Origin of the sequence: Microbispora sp. NPDC046973, assembly GCF_040644495.1 — a bacterium.
Classification (GTDB): Bacteria; Actinomycetota; Actinomycetes; order Streptosporangiales; family Streptosporangiaceae; genus Microbispora.
In genome coordinates, this window is sequence record NZ_JBEYWQ010000023.1 from 101,883 (window position 1) to 127,232 (window position 25,350).

18 protein-coding genes are annotated in these 25,350 nt (G+C 72.0%); 9 read left to right on the plus strand and 9 right to left on the minus strand.

Annotation, left to right across the window (positions count from 1 at the left end; genetic code table 11):
- Positions 1-26: 26 nt before the first annotated feature.
- Positions 27-1,712 carry a cytochrome c oxidase subunit I gene (gene ctaD, locus ABZ860_RS32480; RefSeq protein WP_357227461.1) on the minus strand — a complete coding sequence of 562 codons (1,686 nt, stop codon included), beginning with the start codon at positions 1,710-1,712 and terminating at the stop codon, positions 27-29.
- 122 nt (positions 1,713-1,834) lie between these two features.
- On the opposite strand from ctaD, the gene ABZ860_RS32485 reads away from it, so the two are divergent.
- Positions 1,835-2,200: a thioredoxin domain-containing protein gene (locus ABZ860_RS32485; protein ID WP_079314506.1), complete on the plus strand. Its 366-nt coding sequence runs from the start codon at positions 1,835-1,837 to the stop codon at positions 2,198-2,200.
- A gap of 175 nt (positions 2,201-2,375) precedes the next feature.
- Here the strand turns inward: ABZ860_RS32485 and ABZ860_RS32490 are convergent, their stop codons facing one another.
- On the minus strand, positions 2,376-3,713 hold the full coding sequence (locus ABZ860_RS32490) for a class II 3-deoxy-7-phosphoheptulonate synthase (RefSeq protein ID WP_357227519.1): 1,338 nt from the start codon (positions 3,711-3,713) through the stop codon (positions 2,376-2,378).
- 44 nt (positions 3,714-3,757) lie between these two features.
- Positions 3,758-5,005 carry an FAD-dependent oxidoreductase gene (locus ABZ860_RS32495; protein WP_357227464.1) on the minus strand — a complete coding sequence of 416 codons (1,248 nt, stop codon included), beginning with the start codon at positions 5,003-5,005 and terminating at the stop codon, positions 3,758-3,760.
- A gap of 118 nt (positions 5,006-5,123) precedes the next feature.
- Here ABZ860_RS32495 and ABZ860_RS32500 point away from each other — a divergent pair, with 118 nt between their 5' ends.
- Positions 5,124-5,291, plus strand: a complete 168-nt coding sequence (locus tag ABZ860_RS32500) for a hypothetical protein (protein ID WP_161627906.1) — start codon at positions 5,124-5,126, stop codon at positions 5,289-5,291.
- 2 nt (positions 5,292-5,293) lie between these two features.
- Here the strand turns inward: ABZ860_RS32500 and ABZ860_RS32505 are convergent, their stop codons facing one another.
- The 6 genes from ABZ860_RS32505 to ABZ860_RS32530 all read right to left on the minus strand — a co-directional run bounded on the left by ABZ860_RS32505 (position 5,294) and on the right by ABZ860_RS32530 (position 12,432).
- Positions 5,294-6,298, minus strand: a complete 1,005-nt coding sequence (locus ABZ860_RS32505) for an aminoglycoside phosphotransferase family protein (protein ID WP_357227467.1) — start codon at positions 6,296-6,298, stop codon at positions 5,294-5,296.
- The gene (locus tag ABZ860_RS32510) at positions 6,299-7,195 is read right to left on the minus strand and encodes an aldose 1-epimerase family protein (protein ID WP_357227469.1); all 897 of its coding nucleotides are present in this window, start codon (positions 7,193-7,195) and stop codon (positions 6,299-6,301) included. It abuts the gene before it with no gap.
- A gap of 666 nt (positions 7,196-7,861) precedes the next feature.
- A complete protein-coding gene (locus ABZ860_RS32515) occupies positions 7,862-9,184 on the minus strand; it encodes a GH1 family beta-glucosidase (RefSeq protein ID WP_357227471.1) in 1,323 nt (440 codons plus the stop codon).
- A gap of 4 nt (positions 9,185-9,188) precedes the next feature.
- Positions 9,189-10,430, minus strand: coding sequence for a 2-oxo acid dehydrogenase subunit E2 (locus ABZ860_RS32520; RefSeq protein WP_357227473.1), 1,242 nt, complete (start codon positions 10,428-10,430; stop codon positions 9,189-9,191).
- The gene (locus ABZ860_RS32525) at positions 10,427-11,404 is read right to left on the minus strand and encodes a transketolase C-terminal domain-containing protein (RefSeq protein ID WP_357227476.1); all 978 of its coding nucleotides are present in this window, start codon (positions 11,402-11,404) and stop codon (positions 10,427-10,429) included. Before ABZ860_RS32525 ends, ABZ860_RS32520 begins: the two co-directional genes overlap by 4 nt.
- On the minus strand, positions 11,401-12,432 hold the full coding sequence (locus ABZ860_RS32530) for a thiamine pyrophosphate-dependent dehydrogenase E1 component subunit alpha (protein WP_357227479.1): 1,032 nt from the start codon (positions 12,430-12,432) through the stop codon (positions 11,401-11,403). The genes ABZ860_RS32525 and ABZ860_RS32530 overlap by 4 nt, the downstream gene beginning before the upstream one ends.
- A 443-nt stretch (positions 12,433-12,875) precedes the next feature.
- Here ABZ860_RS32530 and ABZ860_RS32535 point away from each other — a divergent pair, with 443 nt between their 5' ends.
- The 7 genes from ABZ860_RS32535 to ABZ860_RS32565 are packed head-to-tail and all read left to right on the plus strand — an operon-like array spanning position 12,876 to position 25,341.
- Entirely contained in the window at positions 12,876-18,482 is a 5,607-nt protein-coding gene (locus ABZ860_RS32535) for an amino acid adenylation domain-containing protein (RefSeq protein WP_357227482.1), read from the plus strand.
- A complete protein-coding gene (locus ABZ860_RS32540) occupies positions 18,479-20,062 on the plus strand; it encodes an AMP-binding protein (RefSeq protein WP_357227485.1) in 1,584 nt (527 codons plus the stop codon). The genes ABZ860_RS32535 and ABZ860_RS32540 overlap by 4 nt, the downstream gene beginning before the upstream one ends.
- Before the next feature lies 1 nt (position 20,063).
- On the plus strand, positions 20,064-21,650 hold the full coding sequence (locus tag ABZ860_RS32545) for a condensation domain-containing protein (protein ID WP_357227488.1): 1,587 nt from the start codon (positions 20,064-20,066) through the stop codon (positions 21,648-21,650).
- A complete protein-coding gene (locus ABZ860_RS32550; RefSeq protein WP_357227491.1) occupies positions 21,644-21,877 on the plus strand; it encodes a hypothetical protein in 234 nt (77 codons plus the stop codon). The genes ABZ860_RS32545 and ABZ860_RS32550 overlap by 7 nt, the downstream gene beginning before the upstream one ends.
- Positions 21,874-23,709 carry a condensation domain-containing protein gene (locus tag ABZ860_RS32555; protein WP_357227492.1) on the plus strand — a complete coding sequence of 612 codons (1,836 nt, stop codon included), beginning with the start codon at positions 21,874-21,876 and terminating at the stop codon, positions 23,707-23,709. Before ABZ860_RS32550 ends, ABZ860_RS32555 begins: the two co-directional genes overlap by 4 nt.
- A 1-nt stretch (position 23,710) precedes the next feature.
- Positions 23,711-23,917: an MbtH family NRPS accessory protein gene (locus ABZ860_RS32560; protein ID WP_357227495.1), complete on the plus strand. Its 207-nt coding sequence runs from the start codon at positions 23,711-23,713 to the stop codon at positions 23,915-23,917.
- A complete protein-coding gene (locus ABZ860_RS32565; RefSeq protein WP_357227498.1) occupies positions 23,914-25,341 on the plus strand; it encodes a condensation domain-containing protein in 1,428 nt (475 codons plus the stop codon). The genes ABZ860_RS32560 and ABZ860_RS32565 overlap by 4 nt, the downstream gene beginning before the upstream one ends.
- Positions 25,342-25,350: the final 9 nt, after the last annotated feature.

The following is a 25,350-nucleotide window of genomic DNA, read 5'->3' on the forward strand; positions in this document are numbered from 1 at the left end:
CGGCGACGGGGGCCCCTTCCTGTCCGTCAGGCGTTGGGATCGACGAAGTCCCGCTTGGTCTCCGGCGGCTCGCCCGGCTTGCCGCCCAGGCGCGGATAGCGCAGGTCGAAGGCGGGCCGCTCGGAGCGGATCGGCGGGATCGACACGAAGTTGTGGCGCGGCGGCGGGCAGGACGTCGTCCACTCCAGCGAGTTGGCGTGGCCCCACGGGTCGTTCACCGTCACCTTCTCCCCGTGCCGTACGGTCCACCAGATGTTGTAGAGGAACGGCAGGGTGGACAGCCCGAGCAGGAACGCCCCCACGCTCGACACCTGGTGCATCCAGGTGAAGCCGTCGCTGGCCGCGTAGTCGCCGTACCGGCGCGGCATGCCCTGCGCGCCGAGCCAGTGCTGGATGAGGAACGTCAGGTGGAACCCGATGAACAGCATCCAGAAGTGGATCTTCCCGAGCCGCTCGTCGAGCATCCTCCCGGTGAACTTCGGCCACCAGAAGTAGAAGCCGGAGAACATGGCGAACACCACCGTGCCGAACACCACGTAGTGGAAGTGGGCGACCACGAAGTAGCTGTCGGTCACGTGGAAGTCCAGCGGGGGCGACGCCAGGATCACCCCGGTCAGGCCGCCGAGCAGGAACGTCACGAGGAAGCCCACCGACCACAGCATCGGCGTCTCGAACGAGAGATGACCTCGCCACATCGTGCCGGTCCAGTTGAAGAACTTCACCCCGGTGGGCACGGCGATCAGGAACGTCATCAGCGAGAAGAACGGCAGCAGCACCCGGCCGGTGGCGAACATGTGGTGCGCCCACACGGTGACCGACAGCGCGGTGATCGCGATCGTCGCGCCGACCATCCCGACGTACCCGAACAGCGGCTTGCGGCTGAAGACCGGGATCACCTCGGTGACGATGCCGAAGAACGGCAGCGCGATGATGTAGACCTCCGGATGGCCGAAGAACCAGAACAGGTGCTGCCACAGGAGCGGGCCGCCGGTCTGCGGGTCGTAGATGTGCGCGCCGGTCTTGCGGTCGATCTCCAGCGCCAGCAGCGCGGCGGCGAGCACCGGGAAGGCCAGCAGCACGAGGATCGAGGTGAAGAACACGTTCCACGTGAAGATCGGCATCCGGAACATCGTCATGCCCGGGGCGCGCATGCACATGATCGTCGTGATGAAGTTGACGGAGCCGAGGATCGTCCCGAGGCCGGACAGCGCCAGGCCCATGATCCACAGGTCCCCGCCGAGCTGCGGGGTGAACGGCGCGGCCGACAGCGGCGTGTAGGCCGTCCAGCCGAACGTCGGAGCGCCGCCCGTGAGCGACGCCACCAGCACCATCACGCCGCCGAACAGGAACAGCCAGTAGCTGGCCATGTTGAGCCGGGGGAAGGCCACGTCGGGCGCGCCGATCTGCAGGGGCATCACCGCGTTGGCGAACCCGGCGAACAACGGTGTCGCGAACAGCAGCAGCATGACGCTGCCGTGCAGCGTGAACAACATGTTGTACTGCTGCAACGTGACGAACTGCATGCCCGGCTCGAAGAGCTCCGCCCGGATGACCATGGCTTCCAGGCCGCCGACCAGGAAGAAGAAGAAGGAGGTGATCATGTAGAGGTTGCCGATCACCTTGTGGTCCGTGCTCGACAACCATGAGGCGATCCGCGCGCCGGTGCCCCTCTGACCCGTCAAGTCGGTCGGCCGTACGGCATGAGTCGTCATCCGGGTGCTCCTTCTAGGTCAAGGAGGTCTCCTGCCCAATCACACGAGGCTCATCGCGAAATGGAATGCTGGGATTGTCCGGCTGGTTATGCCCGCTGAAGACCGAGCGAAAGGAGTCGCCCGTGGCGACCATCGAGGTAACCGAGAAGAACTTCAACGACATCGCCGACAACGGCATCGTACTGCTCGATTTCTGGGCATCCTGGTGCGGCCCCTGCCGGTCTTTCGCGCCGATCTTCGAAAAGGCGTCCGAGGAGCACAAGGACATCACCTTCGGCAAGATCGACACCGAGGCGCAGCCGGCACTGTCGGAGGGCTTCGAGATCACCGCGATTCCGACGATCATGGCGATCCGTGACGGCATCGTGGTGTTCGCCCAGCCGGGCGCCCTTCCGGCGCCGGCGCTCGATGACCTGATCCGGCAGCTGCGCGCGCTCGACATGGACGCCATCCGCGCCCAGATCGAGGCGGAGGCCAAGAACTCCTGAGGCGTCGGGCCGGTGCCCGCAAACGGAACGGGCTGTGCCCGCAAACGGAACGGGCCCCGCCCAAACGGAAACCGCCGTCACCCCGTCCGAGTGATCGGAGGGCGACGGCGGATTCAGACGGCCGGGCCGGCGGACCCGGCAGCGGACCTGGCGGCCCAGCCGGGCCTGGTGCGGATCAGCTCGACCGGTACATCTCCGCGACGCGGAAGGCGAGGTCGAGCGACTGGCCGCGGTTGAGACGGGGGTCGCACGCGGTCTCGTACCGCAGCGCCAGGTCCTCCTCCACGATCGCGTGCCCGCCGCCCACGCACTCGGTCACGTCGTCGCCGGTGAACTCGATGTGGATGCCGCCGGGGTGGGTGCCGAGCGCGTGGTGCACCTCGAAGAAGCCCGCGACCTCGTTCAGCACGTCGTCGAGCCGGCGGGTCTTGTGGCCGCTCGGCGCCTCGAAGGTGTTGCCGTGCATCGGGTCGCACACCCAGGCCACGGTGGCGCCGCTCGCGTTGACCTTCTCCACCAGCGTCGGCAGCGCGTCGCGGACCTTGCCGGCGCCCATCCGGGTGATGAAGGTGAGCCGACCGGGCTCGTTGTCCGGGTTGAGCTTGTCGATCAGCGCGATGGCCTCTTCGGGCGTGGTCGTCGGGCCGAGCTTCACGCCGATCGGGTTGCGGATGCGGCTGAAGAACTCGACGTGCGCGCCGTCGAGCTGCCGGGTGCGCTCGCCGATCCACACCATGTGCGCCGACACGTCGTACGGCAGGCCCGTGCGCGAGTCGATCCGGGTGAGCGCCCGGTCGTAGTCGAGGATCAGGGCCTCGTGGGAGGAGTAGAACTCCACGGTGTGGAACTCCTCGGGATCGGCCCCGCAGGCCCGCATGAACGAGAGCGCCTGGTCGATCTCCCGCGCGAGCTGCTCGTAGCGCCGCCCCGCGGGGGACTCCGCGACGAAGTCCTGGTTCCACGCGTGGACCTGGCGCAGGTCGGCGTAGCCGCCCTTGGTGAAGGCCCGCGCGAGGTTCAGCGTGACGGCCGAGGAGTGGTAGGCGCGCAGCAGCCGGTTGGGGTCGGGACGGCGCGCCTCGGCGGTGAAGTCGAAGCCGTTCACCATGTCGCCCCGGTAGGCCGGAAGCTCGACGCCGTCGCGGATCTCCGTGGGCTTGGAACGCGGCTTGGCGAACTGCCCGGCGAGCCTGCCGATCTTCACGACCGGCACCCGGCCGGCGTAGGTCAGCACGATCGCCATCTGCAGCAGCGTCTTGAGCTTGTTGCGCACGTTCTCGGCCGTCGCGCCCGCGAAGGTCTCGGCGCAGTCGCCGCCCTGCAGGACGAACGCCTCCCCGCGCGCCACGGCGGCCATGCTCTCCTTGAGCTGGTCGCACTCGCCGGCGAACACCAGCGGGGGCAGGGACGCCAGCTCCGCGACGACCTTGTCCAGCTCGCCGGGGTCCGGCCAGTCCGGCTGCTGGGCCGCGGGCAGGTCGCGCCAGATGTCCAGGGCACGCCCGGTGTCCAGGCCGCTCACGGGGTCGAGGTTCGTTGCGCTCACGGGAACCAAGGTTATTGCACCACGTCCCGTGTGGGCCCCTTCATGTCCATTTGCTGAGATCTTTTTTCTCGCAGCGGAAGACGTACGTGCTCGGGCAGCACGCCGAGCCCGATGAACCGGGGCACCAGCGAGCGCACCACCGGCACGCGGGCGAGAGGGGGGAACGACGCCACCGGACCGGCGAGCGCCGGCCGGATGAGGCGTTCCTGCACCACCCGCTGCGCGGTCTGCACGACGGCCGTCGGCACCTTCCTGCGGCGCTCCACTTTGGCGAGCACCGCGGTGGGGGCCCGGCCGCGCAGCAGCGCCGGCCCGACGATGTTGGCGGCCGCGACCGCGTCCTGCACCGCGAGGTTGATCCCGACGCCGAAGACCGGCGACATCGCGTGGGCCGCGTCGCCGATCAGCAGCAGCCCGGGCAGGTGCCAGCGCGTGAGCCGGTTCACCTCGACGCTGAGCACGCCGGTCTCGTCGAAGCCGTGCAGCTCGGAGGTCCTGCCATCGAGGAAGGGCAGCAGCCGTCCCACCTCGTGGCGCAGCGCGTCGACGCCCTTCGCCTCGAGCGCCGTGAAGCCGCCCTTCGGGATGAGGTAGGCGAGCTGCCAGTAGGTCTCCCTGTTGATGGCGACCATGAGCCGTCCGGTCGACGCCCGCAGGAACGGCTGCTCGGGATCGCCCTCCGCCCGCGGCAGCCGGAACCAGACGGCGTCCATCGGCGCGCCGAAGCGTCTCGGCGCCAGCCCGGCAGCCCGCCGCACGTCGGAGTGCCGGCCGTCGGCGGCGACCGTGAGCACGGCCCGGATCTCGTGCTCCTCGCCCCGCTCGTCGCGGTAGCGCACCCCGCGGATCGCGCCGTCGTGCCGTACGAGATCGACGACCTTGGCGTTCATCAGGAGGTGGAAGTTGGGATACGCGCCCGCCTCGCGGACGAGGAGGTCGAGGAAGTCCCACTGCGGGACGAAGGCGATGTACTGATACTTGCCCGGCAGGCGCCGCAGGTCGGCGATGGGCACCTCGCCGTCGTCGGTCCGCATGGACATCGTGTACGCCTTGCGGTGCGGCAGCCGGTGGAACGCCTCGGCCAGGCCGATCTCGTCCAGGACCTGGAGGGTCGAGGGATGGATGGTGTCACCGCGGAAGTCGCGCAGGAAGTCCGCGTGCTTCTCCAGCAGAGTGACATCGACGCCCGCGCGGGCCAGGAGCAGCGCGAGCATGGCCCCCGCGGGCCCGCCGCCCGCGATCACACATGTCGTCTCCATAATTCATCACCCGCTGAAATCATCTCACGCGGGGGTCCCGGCCGCCAGAGTGGGCCTACCGGAGCGCGTGCGGGACCGCTATTTTGTGATCAGTGGAGTCGGCCTTCTGGAGTGCGCTGTGAGTGCTCGTGTCAGTCACCTGCCCCGCGTCGCGGCCGGGGCGATGGTCTTGTCCCTCGTGGCGTCGCTGACCGTGGGAGCGCCCGCGGCCCTCGCCGCGACCGGCGACTCCGAGCCGCACACCGGCAACGGATGCGGCTCGCAGTCCCTCACGCTGGAGGCGTGACCTCAGACGTGCGCGTGGTTCCGGGACCCCGCGCGCAGCACGTCGAGGCAGGCGGCCAGTGACCGCGTGGTGATGTCCCTGGTGGGGGCGTAGGCCTCCTCCGGATACTGCCGCGGGCCGTCTTCCACGAGCATGATCAGGTAGAGGTAGGCCCGGTAGAGGGCGATCCTGACGCGGGCGGCGTGGTCCAGCGTCAGCGGGCCGGCCGCCTGCCGGTAGCCCGCGAGCAACGGATCGTCCTCGCGTAGCTCACCGAAGATGGTGGGGGTGACGAAGTCGGCGAGCGGGTCGCCCCAGAACGCCCTCTCGTGGTCGATGAGCGCCTGGACGCGCTTGTCGCCGTCCAGGAACACGTTGCCCGGCCACATGTCGAAGTGCACCAGCGACGGGGTGGTGACCTGGTCGAGGACGTGCGCGTTCATGTGGACGAGCCCGACGATCTCGACGATCGTCGCGGGGAGCGGGGTGTTGTAGTAGACCGCGTCGTCGAGCAGGGCGCCGACCATGACGAGGAACGCCTCCCGCCACGTCCGGCCGGTCAGCCCGGCGTACGGGTAGCCGAAGACGCCCGTGCCCGGGATGGCGTGCAGGCGGGCGAGGTGGCGGCCCAGTTCGAACCGCAGCGCACGCTCCTCCGCGGGGCTGAGCGACGTCCGGTTCCACGGCTCCCCGTCCAGCGCGGACAGGATGAGGTAGTCGCCGCCCAGCAGCGGGTCGTCGAACGACGCCTTGAGCAGGGCGGGCATCGGCAGCCCCGCGGGCTGGGCGAGGTGGTAGACCATCGCCTCGGTGCGCAGCAGGTGGCGCTCGTAGGCCAGCAACCGCAGGTCGGGGGGTGGCCCGAGCTTGAGCACCACCTGACGTCCGTCGTCGAGCCCGAGCCGCCAGACGGCGTTCGCGAAGCCGTCGGTGAGCTCCTCCGACGAGGTCACCCCGCAGCCCAGCGCGTCGCGGGTGATCTCGTCGAGCTGGGCGGGGGACAACCGCCTCTTCGTCCTGCTGTCCATTCAGCCTTCCAATGACGCGATGGTGACCGCGATGGTCCACGTGGCCTCGTGCTTGTCCCCCGGCTGCAAAACGATCAGATCCGTGCCCGAGTTGAACGCGTCGGGCGGGCAGGTCATCGGCTCCACGGCCAGCCCCCGATGGCCGAGCCCCGTGCCGGTGCAGATCTGGACCCACGGCAGCACCGCCGGGTCCCAGGTGAGCTCCACCCCTCCCTCCGGCCCGAGCACGCGCACGCGCCCCTCCGTCACGTCCGTGTAGGCGTGGTCGACGGCGGTGTCCCCGATCACGCGCGGCGTCCTGAAGTCGTACGGCGTTCCCGCGACCTCCACCAGGTCGGTGGGGGCGAGCAGGTCGTCGGTGAGCAGCACCCGCCCGGCCGGCAGGCCGAGCTCGTAGGCGGTGACGTCGGGCCCGGCCAGCAGCCACGGGTGCGGCCCGCAGCCGTACGGCGCCGCCGTCTCGCCCACGTTCTGCGCGGTGAGCGTGGTCGACAGGCCCTCCTCTGACACCGAGTGCCGCACCTCCAGGGCGATCCTGTGCGGGTAGCCCTCGGTGGGCTCCACGACGTGCGTCAGCCGTACGTGGCCGTGGTGGTCCTCGACCGACAGCAGCTCCGCGCACTTCCAGTCGAGCCCGGCGACGAGGCCGTGCAGGGCGTGGCCGCGGTCGGGCTCGTTGACCGGCAGATGGCGGCGCTGCCCCTCGAAGACGTACGTGCCGCCGACCACCCGGTTCGGCCACGGGGCCAGGATGGTGCCGCTGTAGTAGGGGACCGGCCCGCCTTCCGGCCAGCTCGTCACCAGATCGCGGCCGTCGTGGCGCAGCACTCGGAGCGCGCCGCCCCGCTCGCTGATCGTGGCCTGGTATCCGCCGCCGGCAATCGTGTAATCGGGCACGGGGGAGTCCTCTCGCTGACGCGACGTCAAGAAGCGGGTCATCTGACGGTATGCAGGGACTTTATCCCAGCTCATCGCCCTTGATCCAAGCGGGGTGGGGGAGTCGTGGGAGCGCTCCCATCGCGGGTAAAGTTAAGTCTTTTCGGCGGGCGCGTCAACTTATTCTCAGGATTATCGTGTAGATCGGTATAACGGCACCGATTTGCCGCAGACCGGTAATGACATGCACGTGCATGGGCGAGCGCCCACCAGTCCGTGCTGAAAGTTTCAGCAGCTCCGGGCAGCCGTCATCGTGCCGCCGCGCACCACGGCCGGGGCACGCGAAATACGCCCCGGCCGGACAGGAACCGTGCCGTGGGAATGGCCGGCGGGCAGCGCGCCGCGGGCGGCGACGATGGATAAATCGGCCGTCGCAATGACGGACCGGCCGCCCGCACGCCGGGTCGCCGGGTGGCCGCACGGCGCGGCGGTGCCCGCGCCGGGGAGAGGCCCGGGACGCCGGCGAGAAGCCCGCCGGCCCGGTGCGCGGCGCGAGAACCGCCCGGCCCACCGGGCCCGCCGGACCCCTGTTATCGGGCCCTGTTCACCGGGCCCTGTTCGTCGGGTGTCGTCGATCAGGAGCCTTCATCGGGCGCTGTTCGCCGGCCGGGCGGGCCCGCGCGGGTGTCAGCGCAGCTCGCCGCTCTTCACGACGTCGCGGTACCACAGCGCGCTGTCTTTGGGAGTGCGCTGCTGCGTCGTGTAGTCCACGTACACGATGCCGAACCGCTGGCTGTACCCCTCGGCCCACTCGAAGTTGTCGAGCAGCGACCACACGTGGTAGCCCTCGACCTGCGCGCCGGCCTCCATGGCGCGGAGCGTCGCGCGCAGGTGGTCGCGCAGGTAGGCGATCCGCCGCTCGTCGCGGACGCGGCCGTCGGCGTCGACCCCGTCCACGGTGGCCAGGCCGTTCTCGGTGATGACCATCGGCACGCCCGGGTAGTCCCGCTGCACCCGGACGAGGACGTCGTGCAGGCCCTCGGGGTAGATCTCCAGCCACTCGGCCTGGGCCCGCTCGTGCAGGAAGACCCGCTCGCCCTTGCCGTCCACGAAGACCGGGGTGTAGTACTGCACGCCGAGGACGTCGATGGGCTCGCTGATGACGCCGAGGTCCCCGTCGAGGATGTGGTCGGCCATCGGGCCGCGCTCGGAGATCCAGCGCAGCGTGTCCTCGGGGTAACGGCCCTTGAAGATGGGGTCGAGGTAGAGCCGGTTCTCCAGCCCGTCCTGGTGGTGGGCCGCCTCGCGCGCCTCCGGCGTGTCGTCGGCCGCGTAGGTGGGGTGCAGGTTGAGCGCCGGCCCGATGCGGCGTCCGGGGTGCCGCTCGTGCAGCACCCGCGAGGCGAGTCCGTGGGCGAGCAGCAGGTGGTGGCAGGCGACGAACGCGCGCGCGTCGTCCTTGAAGCCCGGCGCGTGGCTGCCGAAGCGGTAACCGCAGTCGACCACGGTCTTGGGCTCGTTGATCGTCAGCCAGTCCCTGATCTCCAGGGCGTCGAAGCAGATCTCGGCGTACTCGGCGAAGCGCTCGGCCGTGTCCCTGTTCTCCCAGCCCCCTCGGTCCTGCAGCTCCTGCGGCAGGTCCCAGTGGAAGAGCGTGGCCATCGGACGGACGCCGCGTTCGGCCAGTCCGTCCACGAGCCGGCGGTAGAAGTCGAGGCCCTTCTGGTTGGGCTTGCCCGAGCCGGTCGGCTGGATCCGCGGCCAGGCGATGGAGAAGCGGTAGCTGCCCAGGCCCAGATCGGCGATCAGGTCGAGGTCCTCGTTGTAGCGGTGGTAGTGGTCGGCGGCGTGCTCCCCGCTGTCGCCGTCGCGTACGTTGCCGGGGACCGCGCAGAACGTGTCCCACACCGAGGGCCCGCGGCCGTCCTCCGTGGTCGCGCCCTCGATCTGGTACGCCGCGGTGGACGCGCCCCAGACGAAGTCGGCCGGAAACCGTGCGGGTGAGTTCATGGCTTCATCCATTCTCGGTGAGGAAACGCGCGGGTGATTCGAGCGCCGTGCGGAGTTCGCCGAGGAACTCCGCGGCATCGCGACCGTTGATGTAACGGTGGTCGTATGCGAGGCCTATTGTGGCGGTCTTGCGTACGGCGAAGCCCGAACCGTCCTGGACGACCTCCGAGCGCGGCGCCGTCAGCGACAGCGCGCACGTCTGGCCGGGGAAGACGATCGGGACGGCGAACACGATGCCGTCGTGCGTGTGCAGGGTGAGCGTGATGGCGCCGCCCTGGAGGTCGCGTTCCCGGAACGACCCGGTGAGCGCCGTCTTGCGGAAGCCGACCAGGTCGCCGGCGATCTCGGCGAGCGGCCGGTTGCCGGTGTCGCGGACGACCGGGATGAACAGCCCCCGGCCCACGTCGACCGTCACGCCCACGTCGGCGGTGGCGGCCCTTCTCGCGCGCGGGCCGGGGCCGGGCTGCGCGAAGAACATCGGGAAGCGGTCGAGCAGCCCGCCGGTCGCCTTCACCACCATCTCGGGCAGGCCGACCAGCGTGCGCAGCCGGCGGGTGAGGTCGCGGGCGAGCGACAGGACCTCGGTCACGTCGACGTTCATCGCCGTGAAGGCCGCCGGGATCTCGCGCAGGGACCGCTCGACCACCTCCGCCGTCCGCTGCTGCGCCCGCGACAGCGTGATCCACTGCGCGTCGTCGTCCCCGCCCGCGGTGTTCCCGGCCGCGTCGTTCGCGGCCGGAACGTCGTCGGTGGCTGCGGGGGAGGAGGACGGCTCCTGCCCGCCGAGCAGCTCCTCGACGTCGGTCCGCCTGATCACCTTGCGGCCGAGGGCGTACACCCGCTCCATGGCGATGCCGTGCGCCTCGATCAGCTCGCGCGCGGGCGCCGTGACGACCACGCCGGAGACGTCGCCGGGTGATGCCGGGGTCTGCGGCCCGCCCGGGGCCTCGTCCGCGGCTTCCTGGGCGGCCTGCCGGGCGGGCTCGCCCGCGCTCTCCCCGGCGGCCTCGTCCGCGCTTCCGAGCAGGCGGGCGATCACCTGCCCCGGCTCGCACTCGGCCCCCTCGGCGAGCAGCCGCCGCAGGACGCCGTCCGCCGGGGCCTCGACCTCCTCGGTCGCCTTCGACGTCTCCAGCAGCACGATCGGCTCGCCGTCGCGCACCGCCTGCCCGTCCTCGGCCAGCCACTCGACCAGGACGTACGACGTGTCGTTGTTGTTGAGCTTCGGCACCCGGAAGTCGGTCACGACAGCGCCTCCCTCACCGCGGCCCGGATGCTGTCGGCCTGCACGAGCACCTCGCGTTCCAGATGGGGGGCGGCGGGGATCACCCCGTCCGCCGAGTTGATTAACGTGATCGGGCGGCGCAGGCGGTCCCACAGGCGCGGGTAGAGCGCCGTGGCCACCTCGGCCGCCCAAGTGCCGCCCTCGGTGCCGTCGTCCACGACGCAGACGTGCGGCGCGTCCTCCAGCCCCGGCAGATGGGGCACGGGGTAGAGCTGGGCGGGCACCAGCAGCTCGCAGACCAGGTCGTCCTCCAGGAGCAGCGCCCGCATGGCGTCGAGGGCCCGGTGGACGAGCCCGCCGTGGGTGACCAGCGTGCAGTCGGGCCGGCCCGCGCCGTCGACGTGCACCCGTGCCACGTCGTCCACCAGCTCGAACCGGAACAGGTCGTCGGTGCGGTACATCTGCCGCGTGTACAGGACCTTGTCCTCGAAGAACAGGCAGGGCCGCCCGAGCCCGAACATCCGGGCGAACAGCTCGCCCGCGTCGTGGAACGGCGTCATCTCGAACAGGGACAGGCCCGGCACGCCGATGAAGTGCTTCTGCGGGTTCTGGCTGTGGGTCGGGCCGTAACCGCGGTTTCCGCCCGTGGGGCAGCGCACCACGAGCGGCACCGGCACGGGCCTGCCGTACATGGAGGTGGACTTGGCGGCGAAGTTGGTGATCTGGTCGAACGCCAGCGCCACGAAGTCGGCGAACATGATCTCGACGATGGCCTTGTCGCCGGCCAGGGCCAGCCCGGCCCCGACCCCGGCGATCGCGCCCTCGCTCAGCGGCGTGGACCTCACGCGGGAGCCGAACCGGCTGGACAGTCCCCGGGTGACCTTGAACGCGCCGCCGTACGGGTCGCTGACGTCCTCGCCCAGCAGGTGGACGGAGGGGTCGGACTCCATGAGATCGTGCAGCGCCTGGTTGAGGTGCTCGGAGACCCGGGTCACGCCGCTCCCCCCGGCCGGGCGTCGGGCCGGGCGGAGACCTCGGCGACCACGCGCTCGACGAGCTCTCGCTGCTCCCGGTCGAACCGGGCGAACCGCTCGGGATCGGCCTCGGCGTAGCGGTCGTACCAGTCGGACTCCCGCGCCCGGCGGATCTCCTCCGGCGGACGGGTGTCGTCGCCCTTGCTGTGCGGTCCGAGGCGGTGTGTGGCGAACTCGACGACCAGCGGGGACGGCTCGGCCCGTACGGCGTCGACCAGCGGGGCGAGGGACTGCGTGATCTCGCCCACGTCGGTGGACGTGACGTGGTGGTGGCGGACGCCGAAGGCCGCCGCCCGGGCGGCGATCGTGCCGGCCATCTGCGCCGACGTGGGGGTCGACTGGGCGATGCCGTTGTGCTCGACCACGACGAGCAGCGGCACCCGCCAGAGGGACGCCATGTTCAGCGCTTCGTAGACGGCGCCCTCGCCCCAGGTGCCGTCTCCGATGTACGCGCAGGCCAGCGCTCCGGTGCCGGCCAGTTTGAGGGCCACTCCGGTCGCCACCGGCAGGCTCTCGCCCTGCACCCCGGTGGACAGGAAACGGCGGTGGTAGATGTGCTGGCTGCCGCCGACGCCGCCGCACAGCGCGCCCTCCCGCCCCATGATCTCGGCGAGCAGGCCGTGCGGGTCGGGATGGCGGGCGAGGAAGTGGCCGTGCCCCCGGTGGTTGCTGAACACGAAGTCGTCGTCGCGAAGCAGGGCCGACATCGCGACCGGGACGTACTCCTGCCCGAGGCAGGTGTGGGTGGTGCCGCTCAGCACGCCTTGCTCGAACAGGCGGAGCAGGGCGCGTTCGAAATGCCGTATGAGGAGGAGTGAGCGGAGGTCCCCGTCGTTGAGGGCATGCCGCGGGCTCCGGGGCGGTGCAGCGGTGACGATCACAGGTGGTCCGCTCCTGGTGCGTCTCTGGTCGAGGGCGCGCTCGACGCCGCCGGGCCCCGCTGCCAGGGACAGGAGCACCACAGCATCCATGGGCAGGAGCACCAGCATCCATTGACAGGAGCGCCCTGGCTGGGAGCGCTCCCACGGAGGGTAGGTGCGGTAAGGGGCCCTGTCAATCCCTGGCCATACGGCGAATTTGGGAGATTACGACCGCATTGTCCGTGATCTGCGGCAATATCCTCACATTCCCCGCCTTGGGGCTAATAACGGACAGAAACTTCCATGACACTTGACGAACGAAAGCCGTCATCCCTAGCCTCCACTGCCGTGGGAGCGTTCCCACTACCGCGTCCGAAATGGGGGGTCACCGGCGCGAGCGGCAGTGTATTCCGTGCCGCGCCAGGCACCAGGCAGGAAGCTCACCGGCGGTGATTCCGCCGCCGGATCGTTGGTCGTCCGCGTCTTCGCATCGAATCGCCGGCGTACCGGGCGCAGAGCGCACAAAGGAATGCCATGTTCTTAATGCAAATTTCAACCGAGGTGCCGGCGTCGTGACCCGGACCGGCCTCTCACCGGCCAAGCAGGCGCTGCTCGCGCAGCGGCTCAGGGCCGGGAAAGCCGCGAGCGTCACCGTGCCGCCGCGGCCGGTCGGCACCCACCCGCCGCTTTCGCACGCCCAGGAGCGCCTGTGGTTCCTGGAGCAGTACGCCCCCGGCACCACGGCCTACACCGTCGCCTTCGCCGTCCGGCTGGACGGCGGTGAGATCGACGACGCGGCCCTGGAGCGCGCCCTCGTCGAGGTGGCCCGGCGCCACGAGAGCCTGCGCACCCGGTTCGTCACCACCGACGACGGCACACCGGAGCTCGTGCTGGACGACGAGCCCGTGGTCGAGCTTCGGCTGTCGGACGACCCCGCCACCGTGCGGGAGACCGTGCAGGAGCAGCTGGACCGGCCGTTCGACCTGGCGACCGGCCCGCTGCTGCGGCTGCTCCTGGTCCGGCTCGGCGCCCGCGAGCACGTGCTGCTCCTGACCATGCACCACGCCGTCACCGACGGCTGGTCGTGCGACATCGTGATGGAGGAGCTGCTCGCCCTGCACGAGGCGTACCGGACCGGGACCGACGCCGGTCTCGCCGCCCCGCCCGTGCAGTACGGCGACTACGCGCTGTGGGAACGCGGACGCACCCACGAGGACGACATCCGTTACTGGCGGGAGCGGCTGGCCGGGCTGCCGCCGCTCGAGCTGCCGACCGACCTGCCGCGCCCGCCGGAGCAGGGCTCGGCGGGCGCCGCCCACGGCGTCGTGCTGGACCGCGAGCTGGTGGACGCGCTCACGGCGCTCGGCGGGGCGAACGGCGCGACGCTGTACATGACGCTGCTCGCCGCCTTCCAGGTGCTCCTCGCGCGGTACTCCGGCCAGGACGACTTCGCGGTGGGATCGCCCGTCTCGGGCCGCGACCTGCCGGAGCTTGAGCGGGTGGTCGGGCTCTTCATCAACTCGCTGCCGATGCGGGCCGACCTGTCCGGCGACCCGACCTTCACCGAGCTGCTCGGCCGGGTGCGCGAGACGGCGCTGGACGCCTACGCGCACCAGGAACTGCCCTTCGACCGGCTGGTCGGCGAGCTCGGCGTCGAGCGCGACGTGAGCAGGTCGCCGGTGTTCCAGGTGATGTTCGCCCTGCAGAACTACCGGTCGGCCCCGCTGCGCACCCAGGGCCTGACCATGTCGGCGTACCCGTTCGAGGTGACCGCCAGCCGGTTCGACCTCGCGCTGTATCTGATGGACCAGGGCGACGGCCTGCGCGGCAACATCACCTACCGCACCGAGCTGTTCCGACCGGCCACGATCGCGCGGCTGGCGGAGTGCTTCGAGAACCTGCTCAGGTCGATCGCCGCCGACCCCCACGCCCGGGTATCCGATCTGGAGCTGCTCCCGGCGGCCGAGCGCGACCGCGTGCTCGGGTTCGCGGGAGCGGCCTCCGGAGCCGTGGCACCCCCGCAGGACGCGTTCGGCGGGGCGTCGACGCTCCACGAGGTGATCGCCGCTCAGGCGGCCCGCACCCCGTCCGCGACCGCCGTCGCCTGCGGCGGCGACGCCCTCACCTACGCCGAGCTGGACGCCGCGGCCGACCGGCTGGCCCGGCGGCTGCGCGGACTCGGCGTGCGGCGCGACGACCGCGTGGCGATCTGCCTGGAGCAGTCCACCGGGCTCGCGGTCGCGGTGCTCGGCGTGCTCAAGGCGGGCGCGGCCTACCTGCCGCTCGACCCGGAGCACCCAAGCGGGCGGCTCGAGTACGTCCTGGCCGACGCCGCGGCGTCGATCGTCGTGACCAGCCCGGACCTGCGCGACCGGCTGCCCGGCGACATCACCGCCGTGCACCTCGACGACCTCACAGGCGATCACACAGGCGACGCGCCGGAGCTCCCCGCCGAGGAGGAGCAGGCGGCGCCGGGCGACCTCGCGTACGTGATCTACACCTCCGGCACCACCGGGCGGCCCAAGGGCGTCGCGGTGCAGCACCACGAGGTCATGGTCTACCTCGCCGGGGTGCGCGAGCGGCTGGGCGTGGAGCCCGGCTCGTCCTTCGCCCTGCTCCAGTCCCTCGCCTTCGACTTCGGCGTCACGGTCTTCTACCTGTGCCTGATGACCGGCGGCACCCTGCACCTGGTGCCCTCGCGCACCGCCGGTCCCGAGCTGGCGGAGATCTTCCGGCGGACCGGCGTCGACTACCTCAAGATCACTCCGTCACACCTCGCCGCGCTGCTCGCCGACGCCGGGCCCGACGACCTGCTGCCCAGGAAGCTGCTGCTCCTGGGCGGCGAGGCGGCCCCGCGCGGCTGGGCGGCCGAGCTCGCGGCGACGGGCCGCTGCCGGGTCGTCAACCACTACGGGCCGACCGAGGCCACCGTCGGCGTGACCACCTACGACGTCGCCCGGATGCCCGCTCCCGACGGCCCGGCCGAGGCGAGCGTGAGCCTGCCGATCGGCGCGCCGCTGCCCGGGGCGCGGGCGTACGTGCTGGACGAGCGGTTGCGGCCGGTGCCCGCGGGGGTGCCGGGGGAGGTCTACCTCGGCGGCGACCGGCTGGCCCGCGGCTACCTGAACCGTCCCGGCCTGACCGCCGACCGGTTCCTCCCCGACCCGTACGGCCCGCCCGGGGCGCGCATGTACCGCACCGGCGACCTCGGCCGGTGGTCCGACACCGGGGACCTGGAGTTCCTCGGCCGCCGCGACCTGCAGGTGAAGATCCGCGGCTACCGGGTCGAGCTCGGCGAGGTCGAGTCGGTGCTGGCCGACCATCCGGACGTCGCCCAGGCCGTGGTCGAGCCGCGCGGCGAGCAGCTCGTCGCCTACCTCGTCGCCGCCCCCGCCGCCGGGAACGCCGGGAACGCCGAGGACGGCGCGCGACCGGATACCGCGGCCGTGCGCGCGTGGCTGGCCGACCGGCTGCCCGCGTACATGGTCCCCTCGAGGTACGCCTGGCTGGACGAGCTGCCGCTCAAGTCGCACGGCAAGGTGGACCGCTCGCGGCTGCCCGAGCCGGAGGCCGACGTGCCGGCGGCCGAGTACGTCGCCCCGGCGCCCGGCGCCGAGGAGGACGTGGCCCGCGTCTGGGCGGAGGTGCTGGACGTCGAGCGCGTGGGGGCGCTCGACGACTTCTTCGCCCTGGGCGGCCACTCGCTGCTGGCGATGCGGGTCATCGCCCGGCTGCGCAAGGCGCATCCGGACCGGCAGATCACGGTGCTCGACGTGTTCAAGCACCGCACGGTCCGGGAGCTGGCCCGGCTGCTCACGGCCGAGGGCGACGTGCCGCGATCCCTGCTGCACCGGCTCACCCCCGCCAGGCCCGCCACCACCACCCTGGTGTGCGTGCCGTACGGCGGGGGCAGCGCGGTCGTCTACCAGCCGCTCGCGGACGCGCTGCCGGACGACTGGGCGCTCTACTCGGTCGCGGTGCCCGGTCATGAGCTGGGCGAGGAGGCCCGGCCGTTCGACGAGGTCGTCCTCGACTGCGTGGCCGAGATCTCCGAGATCATGGACAGGAACGGCGGCTCGCTCGTGCTGTACGGCCACTGCGGCCTCGGCGTCATGCTGTCCGCCGAGATGGCCAGGAGGCTGGAGGCGGACGGCCGCGCCGTCGACGCGCTGTACCTCGGCGGCGTGTTCCCCTTCGCCCGCCCGGGCCGCGGCCTGAACTGGCTCGGGGCCTTCTTCGACCGCCTCACCAGCGACCAGCAGCGGGTCAACGCCCTGACCGCGGCCGGGCTCGACGTGGAGGACCTCGGCAGGGAACAGGTCAAGCTGATCGTGCGCAACCGCCGCGAGGGCACCCGTGCCGCCGAGCGGTACTTCACGCGGATCTTCGAGGAGGCCGGCGGCCCGGCGCTGCGCGCACCGGTGATCTCCGTGGTCGGCGAGCGCGATCCGGCGGCCGAGTTCTACCAGGAACGTTACAAAGAGTGGCACTGCCTGTCAGAGGAGACGGCATGCGTCGTCCTCGACGAGGCCGGGCACTTCTTCCTGCGGTACCGCAACGAGGAATTGGCCGATATCGTCACCGGCACCCACGCCGCCCTCGCCTCCGGGCGTACGGAGGGGATGGAACGGGACGAGGGCCGCACCTGGTGGCTGCAGGGCGTCTCGCGCCGGTCCGCCAGTGCTGCGTACAGGGCCGCCGATGCCGAGGGCGGCGCGGCCGAGGCCGCGGCGAGCGGGGTGCGGGGCGACCCGGACGGCGCGGCGGGCACGCGGGTGCGCGTCGGCCCGCCGCCGAGCATGCGGCGCTTCCTCGTCGTCGCGGCCGGGCAGCTCGTCTCGATCACCGGCTCCGCGCTGACCGAGTTCGCCATCCCGCTGTGGATCTATCTCACCACCGGTTCGCTCGCCCGGTTCGCGCTGTTCTCCGTGCTCGGGCTGCTGCCCGGCATGCTCGTCGCCCCGCTGGCCGGCACCATCGTCGACCGGTTCGACCGGCGGAAGGTGATGATCGCCGGGGACGCGGCCGCCGGCGGCACCCAGCTCGCGCTGGGCCTGCTGCTGTGGACCGGCAACCTGCAGGTCTGGCACATCTATCCCCTGCTGGTCTGCCTGTCCGTCGCGCTCACCTTCCAACGGCTGGCGTACGGCTCGGCGATCCCGCAGCTCGTGCCGAAACGGTTCCTCGGGCACGCCAACGGCGTCGTCCAGATGGCCACCGGCACCGCGCAGCTCATCGTGCCGCTGATCGCGGTCGGGCTGATGGCGGCGATCGGGCTGGAGGGCATCCTTGTCATCGACGTGGTCAGCTACGTCGTCGCCACGCTCACCGTCGCGCTGATCCGCTTCCCGGCGACGATGGCCTGGAAGCGGCGGGAGAGCGTGCTCGCCGAGATGATGGGCGGCATCCGCCACTCCTGGGGCAACCGGGGCTTCCGCGCGATGCTGTTCTACTTCGCGGTGCTGAACATCTTCCTGTCTCCGCTGTTCATGATGATCTCGCCGCTGGTGCTGTCGTTCGGGACGCTGGCCGAGGTCGGACGGGTGTCGTTCGCGGGCGGGCTCGGCGCCTTCCTCGGCGGCCTGGCCATGGCCGCCTGGGGCGGACCCCGCCGCAGGCGGTTGCTCGGCGTGCTGCTGTCCACGCTCGCCCTGTCGGTGTTCTGCCTGCTGACCGGGCTGCGCGCGGACCTGTTCCTCATCGCGGTCGGCGCGTTCGGCATGTCGCTGTGCCTCACCCTGCTGAACGGCGTCTACGCCACGATCATCCAGGTCAAGGTGCCGCAGCGGTTCCACGGCCGCGTGATCGCGCTGAACACGCTGATCGCGTGGTCCACCCTGCCGATCGGGTTCGGCCTGGTCGCGCCGTACGGCGCGCAGGTCTTCGAGCCGCTGCTCGCCCCGGACGGGCCGCTCGCCAACACGGCGGGCACGGTGCTCGGCACCGGCGCCGGCCGCGGGATCGGCTTCATGTACGCCTGCTTCGCGGTGGCGATCGCGGTCATCGCGCTGGTCGCGCTGCGGATCCGGGTGCTGCGCCGGTTCGACACCGACGTGCCCGACGCCCTGCCGGACGACGTCGTCGGCTACCAGGCCCTGACCGAGCGCATCGCGGCGGCCCGTACGGACACACGGGCGGACGCGCGGGCGGCCCGCGAACCCGAGAAGGAGCTCGCATGACGGGGACGACGAGGACGCGGGGCGTGCCCGCGCTCACCGTGCCGGAGCTGCTGCGGCTGCGCGCGGGGCAGGAACCCGACGGCGTCGCGATGATCGTGGAGGGCCACGGGACGCTCACCTTCGCCGAGTGGGACCGCAGGTCGGCGGCGCTCGCCGCCGGACTGGCGGACCGGGGCGTCGCCCCGGGCGACCGGGTGGCGCTGCACTTCGGCAGCCGCGACTGGATCGACTTCGCCGTGGCGTTCTTCGGGGTGCTCAAGGCGGGCGCGGTGGCCGTGCCGATGTCGGACCGGCTGGCCCCGGCCGAGCTGCGCTACATGATCGGGCACTGCTCGGCCTCGGCGGTGCTGCTCGGCCGGGACCTCACGGCGCCGACGGGGCCGGAGGAGCGGGCCGCGGAGCCGTGGACCGCGACTCCGGCGGAGCTGGAGGCCGGCTTCGACCAGGAGACGGCGCCGGAAGGACCGCGGGTGCGGCCCGGCGACCTGGCCCAGATCCTCTACACCTCCGGCACGACCGGGCGGCCCAAGGGGGTCGGCGCCAGCCACGCCAACCTGGCGTACGGGTGCGTCACGCAGCCCAAGCACCGCAGGTTCGCCCACTCCCGCCACCTGCTGCACGCCTTCCCGATCGGCACCAACGCCGGCCAGACCATGCTGATCAACGCGCTGGACGCCCGGCCGACCGTGCTGACCCCGGCGCGGTTCACGCCCGGCAGGTTCGCCCGGCTGATCGAGACCTACCGCCCCGGGACCGTGTTCCTGGTGCCCTCCATGGCGATCGAGCTGCTCGACGCCGGGCTGCACGAGCGGCACGACATGTCCAGCGTGGTGCTGCTGGGGTCGGCGGCGGCCGCGCTTCCCCCGGCCCTGTCGGAACGTCTGTCGGCGGCCTTCCCGAACGCGACCGTGACGAACTACTACACGTCCACCGAGGCCGCCCCCGCGCAGACGATCATGATTTACGACCGGACGCGGCCGGCCGCGCTGGGGCGGCCCGCCTTCGGCGGATCGCTGCGCATCACGGACGAGGAGGGCAACCCGCTCCCGCCCGGGGAGACCGGCGAGGTGTGGATGCGCTCGCCCACCGCCACCCGGTCCTACTACGGCGACGCCGAGGCGAGCGCCCGGTCGTTCCGCGACGGCTGGGTGCGCATGGGCGACGTCGGATACGTCGACGCCGACGGCTACCTCTACCTCGTCGACCGGGAGAGCGACGTGGTCAAGACCGGCGCGTTCAAGGTGTCCACGCTCCAGGTGGAGGCCGCGCTTCACGAGCACCCGGGGATCGCGGAGGCGGCCGTGTTCGGGCTCCCGCACCCGGTGCTGGGCTCCGTGCTGGGCGCCGCGGTCGTGCCCAGGTCGCCGGGACAGCCGGAGAGCCCAGGGTTGTCCGAAAGCCCAGGGTTGTCCGAAAGCGAGGTGCGCGCCTTCCTGATGGACCGGCTGGCCTGGCACGAGCTGCCCGAACGGGTCCTCGTGGTCGACAGCCTGCCCAGGAACCAGTCAGGCAAGGTCATCAAGAAGGAGCTGCCCGCGCTGCTGGGCGACTCCGTGATCAGCACGACGGAAGGCAAGTGAGATGTCACCGACACTCGTCGACGAGGGGGAGCAGGCGTCCCTCGCACAGCACGGCATGTGGATAACGGAGCAGATGGGCTGCGGGGGCCGGGTGTACCACATGCCGCTGGCCATCCGGTTCGACGGCCCCCTCGACGTGGACCGGCTGCTGGCCGCCTGCCGCGACGTGGTCCGCGCGCATCCTCAGCTGGCCGCGGCCCTGGCGGAGCGGGACGGCGTGGTGCGCCTGGTGCCCGCCGCCGTGCCGCCGCCGATCAGGTTCGAGGACGCCACCGGGTTCGAGGACGCAGGGCGTGAGCCCGGCGAGCTGATCGACCGTGAGGCGTCGCTCGCCCTGGACCTGGGAACCGGGCCGACCGCCCGGTTCACGGTGTTCCGGCTCGCGCCGGAGCGGCACCTGCTCGTCTTCGTCGCCCACCACGCCGTCTTCGACGGCATGTCGAAGGACATCCTGGTGCGCGGCCTGGCCGGGGCCTACGCCGGGCTGTCGTCGCCGGCCCTCCCCCTGACGTACGGCGAGGCCGTCGAGCGGGAGAACGCCCGTGTGGCCGAGCTGCTCGGCGACGCCGCCGCGTTCTGGGGCGGCCGCTGGCACGACCGGCAGGACCTGCGGCTGCCCGGGCTGTCCGGGGTCTCGACCCGCGCCGCGGCCGGTGACGCCATCGACTTCGCGCTTCCCGCCGATCTCGCCGTCGCCGCGGACAAGATGGGCGTCACCCGGTTCGAGCTGGTGCTCGCCGCGGTGCACACCCTGCTCGCTGCCTACGGCAACGAGGACGCGGCGGTGGCCGTCGACCTGTCGACCAGGACCGAGGAGACGCGGGGCCACATCGGCCTGTTCGTGAACGAGCTGCCGGTGCCGGCCCCGGCCGCGGCCGGGAGCTTCGCCGCGTTCGCCCGCTCCGTACGCGACGAGCTGCGGGCCACCTACCGGTACCGGCAGGTGCCGCTCGCGCGCGCGGTCGGCGGCGTGAGCCCGCGCACCGCGCTGACGCCGGTGTCGGTCAGCTACCGCAGGCGTGAGGAGAGCACGCCGGAGTTCCCCGGCGTCGAGGCGTCGGTGGACTGGATGGCGTTCAACCACGCGGTGCGCGGCACGCTGCACCTGCAGGTGGTGGACGCGCCGGACGGCGTCGCGGCCAGGCTGCAGTTCAACCCGGCCGTGCTGAGCCGCTCCGGCTGCGAGACGGTCGCCGAGCACCTGCTCGCCCTGCTGCGCGCGGTGGCCGCCGCCCCGGACGCCGACGTGGCCGACCTGCCGCTGCCGTCCCCGGTGGTCGACGGCGTGGTCGAGCCGTCCTTCGCCCGGGCAGACAAGCCGTCCCCCTCGGCATGGGCCGGTGAGGCGGACGCCGTGCCGTACCTCGCGGAGGTGGGCGAGATCTGGCGCGAGGTGCTCGGCATGCCGGAGATCGGGCCGGACGAGGACCTGTTCGACCTCGGCGGGCACTCGCTGTCGATCACCCAGATCATCGCGAAGGTGCGCGAGCGGATGGACGTGGAGCTGTCCTTCGACGTGTTCTTCGACGAGCCGACGATCACCGGGATCGCGGCGGAGGTCGCCCGCCTGCGGGAGGAGGCATGCTGAGGGAGCGCGTGGCCGAGCTGGTGTCGAAGGCGAGCGGCGGCGATCTGGCCGTCGCCGACATCCTGGCGGCGAACTGCAGCCTGCCCGCGCTCGGCCTCACCTCCATCGCCTACCTCCGGCTGATCGACCTGCTGGAGACCGAGTTCGACTGCGACGTCGACCTGGACGGCGGCCATCTCGACACGCTCGACGGCCTGGTCGAGCACATCGCGGGGCAGCGGACGTGACCGCGGGCTCGCCGGCGCAGGTCACCGGTCTCACGGCGCTGCCGCCGCGCACCGTGGAGTTCCGCGGCGCACGGGGCGGGCAGGCCGCGCTGACCTGGGGCCAGCAGGGGATCTGGCGCTCGACGCAGTGGCTGGACGACGGCGACCCTTACTTCAACCTGGCCTGGACCCTGCCGGTGACCGGCGTGGCCGATCTGGACGCCGTGCTGCGCGCCGTGGGCCGTCTCGTCGAGCGGCACGAGACGCTGCGCACGGCGTTCGTCCGGAACGGGGAGGACGGGGAGAACACGGGGGAGAACACGGGGGAGAACACCGGGGACAGCACCGGGGACAGCACGGTCCAGCGGGTGAGCCGGGAGGGCCGGCTCACGGTGGGCGTGTACGAGGCGGCGGCCAAGCCGATGAGCGCGGCCAAGGCGCTGGCCGCCGAGCTGGCCGGGACCGGGTTCGACTACGCGGCCGAGCTGCCGATCCGGTGCGCGGTGGTCTGCCAGAGGGGCCGGCCGCGCGCGCTGGCGCTCGCGCTGTCCCATCTCGCGCTCGACGGCTGGTCGCTGAACATGGTGGCCGCGGAGTGGCCGCGGCTGGTGGCCGGGGAGGACCTGCCCGGCCCGGGCCGGCAGCCGCTCGACCAGGCGGCCTCCGAGCGGTCGGACCCGCCGCCCGGCGGCCAGGCGCTGCGGCACTGGCGGACGGGTCTGGCGTCCGCCCCGCGTTCGATGTTCGACTTCCCGGCGAGGCGACCCGAGGAGCCGCGCTTCGTCCGGCACGGGATGGACTCCCCGGCGGCGGCCGTCGCCGCCGAGGCGCTCGCCGCCCGGCACGGCGTGACGACCTCCAGTGTGCTCACGGTCGCGAGCGCCGCACTGCTGGCCGCCGTCACCGGGCATGCCACGGCGGCGCTGCAGCTCATCGTGTCGAACCGGCACCACCCGGGGATGGAGGCGATGGCCGGTCCCGCCGCCCAGGACGGGCTGTGCGTCATCGACCTGGGGGACGGCACGTTCGCCGACGCCCTGCGGCACGGACACCGCAGGACCATGGCGACCTACCGGAACGGGCACTACGACCCCGCGCTCGTGCTGGCCGCATGGGAGGCGGAGGCGTGGCACCGCGGCGCCGACATCGACCTGGACGCGTTCTTCAACGACGTCAGGCAGGCGGGCCGATGGCAGGGACTGCCGCCGGTCGACGCCGGGGACGCCGCGGCACTCGCCGCGCTGCGGGGCCGGACCAGGACGTTCTTCGTCGGCGCCTACTCGAAGGTCAAGGCGAGGATCTTCTTCGCCACCGGCCCGGCACCGTCCACGTGCGAGTTCTACGTGCTGGTGGACACGGCCTTCCTGCCCGGAGACGTCGCCGGGCGGATGCTGACCGGTCTGGAGGAGCTGCTGGTCCGGGCGGTCGCCGAGGAGGTGCCGCTCGACCAGGTCGCGAAGATCGCGGACCTCGACCCGGTGCTGCGTCCCGCCGGGTGGACGGCGATCGGCAACGACTGGGTCGACGTGCCGGCGACCGAGGCGCTGCTGCGCCGGGTGTGCGGGACCGACCTGGCCGCGGTCGTGGTGGAGGACGCCGGAGACGACACCCGAGACGGGGCCGCGGCCCGGCTGACCGGGTATCTCGTCGCGCGTCCCGGGCTGGACACGCCCGAGGCCGTCCACACCGCCGTGATGCGTGCCGCGGCCGGCCGGACCGACGTGCTCGCCCCCCACCACTACGTTTTGTGCGCGGCGCCGCCGGCCGGCCCCGCGGGCTGGCCCGCCTGTCCCCGCCTGATCGAGGGCGATGGCCGGGCCCCGTCTTCCGCAATGACCCTCCTGGGAAGGTGACATGACCGACTCCCCGATGCTCGTGGTCGTCAACGACGAGGAGCAGTACTCCGTATGGTGGAGCGACCGCGAGCCGCCCGCCGGGTGGCGGGCCACCGGTTTCGCGGGCACGCGGCAGGAATGCCTGGACCACATCGAGACGGTGTGGACCGACATGCGTCCCCTGAGCGCACGCGATCCGGCGACGCTGAGCGCACGCGACAGATGACCACCGCGGAGCGCCGCGCCGCGCTGATCGAGAAGCTGGCCGGCCTGCCCCCCGAGCGCCGCGCGGCGCTGCTGCGCTCCCTCGGGGGCACGCCGCGGGACCCCGGCGGGCAGGAGTGGCCGCTGTCGCCGGGACAGGAGCGTCTGTGGTTCCTCAGCCGCTTCGACCCCGGCGACACCAGTTACAACACGCCCTGGTGCATGCGGCTGCGCGGGCCGCTCGACGTGGACGCGCTGACCGCGGCGTTCACCCGGATCGTGGAGCGGCACGAGGTGCTGCGGACCCGCTTCCGGCTGCGCGGGGACGCCCCCGTGCAGGTCGTGCTGCCGCCCGGACCGGTGCCGCTGGAGAAGATCGCGCTGTCCGGTGAGGCGGACCTCGACCGGGCCCTCACGGAGTTCGTCGAGCGCCCGTTCGACCTGGAGAACGAGCCTCCCCTGCGGGCCGGCCTGGCCGAGCCGGGTGAGGACGACGCGGTCGTGTGCATCGTCCTGCACCACATCGTGATGGACGGCTGGTCGCTCGACGTGCTCATGCGCGAGCTCACCGAGTGCTACGCCGCCGGGCGCGAGGGACGCGAGCCGGAACTGCCGGAGCTGCCCACGCAGTACCCCCGCTTCGCCGTACAGGAGAGACAGCGGGACCACACGGAGGGCCTGGAGCACTGGACGCGCCGCCTGGCCGGCGCCCCCGCGCTGGACCTTCCGGCCGATCACCCCCGGCCGGCCCGGTGGTCCGGACGCGGCGGACGCGAGCAACTGCTGCTGCCGCCGGAGGAGATCACTCCGCTGGAGAAGGTGGCCAGGAAGCGGCGCTGCACGTCCTTCATGGCCCTGGCCGCCGCCTACCAGGCGACCCTCGCCCTGGCGTCGGGCCAGACCGACTTCTGCGTCGGCGTGCCGGTGGCCGGCCGGTCCCGCAGCGAGCTGGCACCGCTGATCGGCTACTTCGGCAACACGATGGTGCTGCGCGCCGACCTGTCCGGCGACCCGTCGTTCCACGAGCTGCTGGACCGCGTGCGGGAGACGACGCTGGCCGGGATGCGGCACGCGGAGGTGCCGTTCGAGCACGTCCTGGCCGCGCTGCGGGTCCCCCGCGACATCAGCAGGCCGCCGCTGTGCCAGGCCATGTTCAACCTGCACAACCTGCCCAAGGACGACCTGCTGGGGACCCGGATGGCCGACCTCGACCGGGAGGTCTACACGGTCCCGCCCAGCCACACCAAGTCGGAGGTCTCCATGGACCTGTGGCGGGGCCCGGAGGGGCTGGGCGGCGTCCTCGACTACAGCAGCGACCTGTTCGCGCCCGCGACCGCGCGCCGCCTCGTCGGCGGTTTCGCCGAGGTCGTACGGCGGGCCGGGGCCGACCCGGACATCCCGCTGTCCGCGCTGAGCGGCCCGTTCTCGAGCGTGTTCTCGAAGTGAAAGGTGCAT

What these genes read in the sequence shown, in the direction of transcription:
- ABZ860_RS32530 (WP_357227479.1), bottom strand. Translation starts at nt 12,432, where the DNA reads ATGCTGGTGCTCCTGCCCATGGATGCTGTGGTGCTCCTGTCCCTGGCA.
- ABZ860_RS32550 (WP_357227491.1), top strand. Translation starts at nt 21,644, where the DNA reads ATGCTGAGGGAGCGCGTGGCCGAGCTGGTGTCGAAGGCGAGCGGCGGC.
- ABZ860_RS32515 (WP_357227471.1), bottom strand. Translation starts at nt 9,184, where the DNA reads ATGAACTCACCCGCACGGTTTCCGGCCGACTTCGTCTGGGGCGCGTCC.
- ABZ860_RS32545 (WP_357227488.1), top strand. Translation starts at nt 20,064, where the DNA reads ATGTCACCGACACTCGTCGACGAGGGGGAGCAGGCGTCCCTCGCACAG.
- ABZ860_RS32560 (WP_357227495.1), top strand. Translation starts at nt 23,711, where the DNA reads ATGACCGACTCCCCGATGCTCGTGGTCGTCAACGACGAGGAGCAGTAC.
- ctaD (WP_357227461.1), bottom strand. Translation starts at nt 1,712, where the DNA reads ATGACGACTCATGCCGTACGGCCGACCGACTTGACGGGTCAGAGGGGC.
- ABZ860_RS32565 (WP_357227498.1), top strand. Translation starts at nt 23,914, where the DNA reads ATGACCACCGCGGAGCGCCGCGCCGCGCTGATCGAGAAGCTGGCCGGC.
- ABZ860_RS32505 (WP_357227467.1), bottom strand. Translation starts at nt 6,298, where the DNA reads ATGGACAGCAGGACGAAGAGGCGGTTGTCCCCCGCCCAGCTCGACGAG.
- ABZ860_RS32540 (WP_357227485.1), top strand. Translation starts at nt 18,479, where the DNA reads ATGACGGGGACGACGAGGACGCGGGGCGTGCCCGCGCTCACCGTGCCG.
- ABZ860_RS32495 (WP_357227464.1), bottom strand. Translation starts at nt 5,005, where the DNA reads ATGGAGACGACATGTGTGATCGCGGGCGGCGGGCCCGCGGGGGCCATG.